This window comes from Flavobacterium sp., assembly GCF_044368995.1.
Lineage (GTDB): Bacteria > Bacteroidota > Bacteroidia > Flavobacteriales > Flavobacteriaceae > Flavobacterium.
Map to the genome: position 1 here is coordinate 1 of NZ_JBIPMS010000160.1, position 3002 is coordinate 3002.

The following is a 3002-nucleotide window of genomic DNA, read 5'->3' on the forward strand; positions in this document are numbered from 1 at the left end:
AAAACAGCTTTTAAATTGGAAACATCTAACAAACTACAGTTTCTTATGTATTTATACGCAATTTTAAAAGCATCGCTTTCTTCTGAAATAGCACCTAAAAACTGCACAGGAATAATTTCTGGATTAAGTTGTAATTGCTCGTAAGTAAACAATAAAAAATAAATAAAATCTTCTAATGAATTATAAGTAAACGTATTGAAAAGTAATAAATTTGTGTTCTTAGTTACCGCAATTTCAAATCTATCGTCTTGAAAATGCACCCAAACTTGTTTTGTATCGTTGTTTTTAGAAAAATCTAACGCTTTTTTTACAAATATGGAATTGCTATTTTTATAATCAAACGTATCATAATGATCTAATAAATAGTTGTTTATAGGGGTGTACGGGATAAAAACATTATTCAAATCATAGGTATCTAAATAATCAAAAGCAAAATAATCGGTTTCAAATACTTTTGAATTGTATTGCAAATAACTGCCTAAATAATTGGGATCAAATAAAGAAGAAGGCACAAATGTATTTAAATTAGAATTGTGCAAAACTACCACATCATCATACTTTGCTTCCAAGATTGGATTTTCTACAAAAACTTTCCACAATTCTTCTTCCAATACATTTTTTGGGTCAATAGCATACGATTTATAGGTGATTATTTTGTTAGAAATCATATCAACAACACAAAAAGAAAGATGGCTATTTGCAACCTCAAAGCATAATTTTTTATACGTTTTTTGAGTAATATCTTGAATCATATTTTTTATTTGATTTACAAATTTACATTTTTTACGAGAATTAAAAACCCTCAAATGAAATTATATTTAAAATCCTTGCTATATTTGAAGTTCTTAAATAAAAAATTAATGTCGCCAACGCAATTTTATAACATTTTAATGGATAATTTTCCTTTTCAGCCCACCACTAATCAGGATATTTTCTTTCAAAAAATTGCAGCATATATCTTACAATCAAAAGACGACATTTTTGTTTTAAAAGGATACGCCGGAACGGGTAAAACTACTGTTATTTCCACTTTGGTAAATCAATTGAGTGTGGCTAATAAAAAAGCGGTTATGTTGGCACCAACTGGTCGAGCGGCTAAAGTAATGTCGGCCTATTCGGAAAAACCGGCTTTTACCATACACAAACGTATTTATTTTCCTAAAAAGAATAAAAATGGCGGCGTAGGTTTTGTCATGCAAGCCAATAAATTTAAAGACACGATTTTTATTGTAGATGAATCGTCTATGATTTCTGATCAATCTAACGAAACTAGTTTGTACGAAAACGGCTCTTTATTAGATGATTTGTTGTTTTATGTAGATGCTGGACAAAATTGCAAACTCATTTTAGTAGGCGATACAGCTCAGTTGCCACCTGTGAATTCAGATATTAGTCCGGCTTTGGACATTCAATCTTTACAAGTTAATTACGATAAAGAAATTATTCATATTGAATTGGATGAAGTCATGCGTCAAGCTGAAAATTCAGGCATATTGTTCAATGCAACTGAATTACGTGAATTACTAAAATCCCATTTTATTGAGGATTTTAAATTCAATTTAAAATCGTTTAAAGACATCATTCGATTAGATGACGGCTTTGATATTGAAGACGCCATTCACCAATCGTATCGAAATTATAGTACAGAAGACACTGCATTCATCGTGCGTTCCAATAAACGCGCCAATCAATACAACCAGCAAATCAGACAACGAATTTTAGATAAAGAAAGTGATTTGTCGGCAGGCGATTTATTAATGGTTGTAAAAAATAACTATTTTTGGCTTGATGAAACTTCACAAGCTGGTTTTATTGCCAATGGCGATATTATTGAAGTGTTGAAAATTAGAAATATTCAGGAATTATACGGTTTTAAATTTGCCAATGTTACCATCCGAATGGTGGATTATCCCAATGAAGCAGCATTTGAAACGGTGTTACTTTTAAATACAATTGAAAGCGAAGCAGCATCGTTAACCTTTGCAGAATCGAACCTATTGTATCAGGAAGTTGCTAAAGATTATGAAGACGAAACGCACAAATACAAGAAACTTTTAAAAGTAAAAAGCAATCCGTATTTTAATGCGTTGCAAGTGAAGTTTTCTTATGCAATTACTTGTCATAAATCGCAAGGCGGACAGTGGAGTAGTGTGTTTGTAGAAAAACCTTACTTGCCAAATGGCGTGGATAGAGATTACATTCGGTGGTTATACACTGCCATTACTAGAGCCAAAGAAAAGTTATATTTAATTGGGTTTAAAGATGAAAATTTTGAGTAATTTTGAAACCACTAAACAATAGGTTATGAAAACAATTGCTGTCATCCCTGCGCGCTATGCTTCATCACGATTTCCTGCTAAATTAATGCAAGATTTAGGTGGAAAAACAGTCATTTTACGAACGTATGAAGCAGCTGTAGCTACTAATTTGTTTGACGATGTATTTGTGGTAACCGATTCGGAGTTAATTTATAATGAAATTATTTCGAATAACGGAAAAGCTATTATGAGTATCAAAGAGCACGAAAGTGGTAGCGACAGAATTGCAGAAGCCATTGAAAACATTGATGCAGACCTTATTATCAACGTGCAAGGCGACGAACCATTTATCAATAAAACACCTTTGGAACAAATTATTGAAGCATTTCAAAACGATACTGAAAAGAAAATCGATTTGGTTTCTTTAATGTTTGAAATTAAAGATAAATCGGAAATTGAAAACCCAAATAACGTAAAGGTAATTACTGACCAAGAAGGGTTTGCTTTGTATTTCTCTCGTTCGGTAATTCCGTTTCCTCGTGAGGAAAATGTGGGTGTAAGATATATGAAGCACATTGGTATTTATGCCTTTAGAAAACAAGCGTTATTGGATTTTGCCAACTTACCAATGCTATCGCTTGAAGCTTCAGAAAAACTAGAACAATTACGTTATTTAGAATACGGAAAACGCATTAAAATGATTGAAACATCACACGCTAGTATAGGCATAGATACCCCTGAAGA

General features: G+C 32.0%; 3 protein-coding genes. 2 read left to right on the plus strand and 1 reads right to left on the minus strand.

Going from position 1 to position 3002, the window contains the following annotated elements:
* Window positions 1-752 (minus strand): DUF3822 family protein (locus tag ACIQ2I_RS08770; RefSeq protein ID WP_396182033.1); only part of this gene is annotated, 752 nt, incomplete at its 3' end.
* 108 nt (window positions 753-860) lie between these two features.
* Between ACIQ2I_RS08770 and ACIQ2I_RS08775 the strand changes: the two genes are divergently transcribed.
* A complete protein-coding gene (locus ACIQ2I_RS08775; protein ID WP_396182035.1) occupies window positions 861-2279 on the plus strand; it encodes an ATP-dependent RecD-like DNA helicase in 1419 nt (472 codons plus the stop codon).
* Window positions 2280-2304: 25 nt separating this feature from the next.
* Window positions 2305-3002 (plus strand): 3-deoxy-manno-octulosonate cytidylyltransferase (gene kdsB / locus ACIQ2I_RS08780; protein WP_396182034.1); only part of this gene is annotated, 698 nt, incomplete at its 3' end.